The following is a 1,080-nucleotide window of genomic DNA, read 5'->3' as shown; positions in this document are numbered from 1 at the left end:
TTGCTCCGGGTGAAAAGATGCTACGCTTAGCGGTTATTGATAATTATGATGCCCACTTTGTTAAGACGAAGCATCACCGCTTTTTGTTTCTTTACTAACTTTCCAGACTTGGATGCTGTTGTTCGATCGAACTTTGGCGGCCCCACTTGTTTTACCAAGATTCTGGAAAACGCTAAGAACTTTCTGATGTAACAGGTTGACGGCCCGAAAAGTGCGTTCTACTTCTTTGTTTATGTAGCTAGTATAGATAGAGACTGGCTAGAAACAAGTGACCTTCGTCAGAAGTTAAGTTAATCTTCATCACATATAAGCTGGTTCCCGATCACTTCGGAAAATTATCGATTTTTTTAATAAAACTTTATATAACTCGGCGGTCTTGATTAAATACCGGCTCAGTGAGCGCAGAAGTTTAATCCAATACCGAATATGAGCTGAGCGAGTTGGTACAGTCAGCAGTACCGAGTTATTGGCGCTCGGCAAAAACCGGGTTTCTTAACAAAACTTTTGGATTAAAACCTAAAAGTTTAAGGAAGACACGCGGTTTCTGGATGTCTTTTGCCTAAGTCGCGACTTTTAGGGGGCGATCGGCTGATATTTTTTTGCTGTTCGCTGCTGCTTCGGGGTTAACCTCATCCAATAACACTACCATCAAAAACCTGTTTTTTTTTGCACCGCGCCTGCAAAACCCTCAAATTAAAATTGCTAAGTAGGCCAGGGGAAAAAAACCATAGTATCTTGTAGGGGCCGGTTTAGCTAAGAGCCCAAATACCAGGGAGTAGACGGCTGCCAAACCCGCCCTCCCTATGTTGACTGTTGACTGTTGACTAATGACTAATGACTAATGACTAATGACTAATGACTAATGACTAATGACTAATGACTAATGACTAATGACTAATGACTAATGACTAATGACTAATGACTAATGACTAATGACTGTTATGTTAATTTGTAGCCACCTACTTAGCGCGGGTAAAGTTTCATCAGTTCCCTCACCTGTTCGGCGTGATACGAACTGCGAGTTAAGGGAGAAGCCACAACTTGCAAGAAGCCCAAAGATTCGCCGAACTTTGTCCAAGC

1 pseudogene is annotated in these 1,080 nt (G+C 42.0%); it reads right to left on the bottom strand.

Annotated features, from left to right (window positions below):
* Positions 1 to 963: 963 nt before the first annotated feature.
* A pseudogene (locus tag ACUVJL_RS16580) lies at positions 964 to 1,080 on the bottom strand (lipoyl synthase); the annotation flags it as partial.

This window comes from Microcoleus sp. OTE_8_concoct_300, assembly GCF_031383065.1.
In the GTDB taxonomy this organism is placed as follows: domain Bacteria; phylum Cyanobacteriota; class Cyanobacteriia; order Cyanobacteriales; family Microcoleaceae; genus Microcoleus.
The sequence above is the reverse complement of the archived record's forward strand: the minus strand, read 5'-3'. Positions and strand labels throughout refer to the sequence as shown.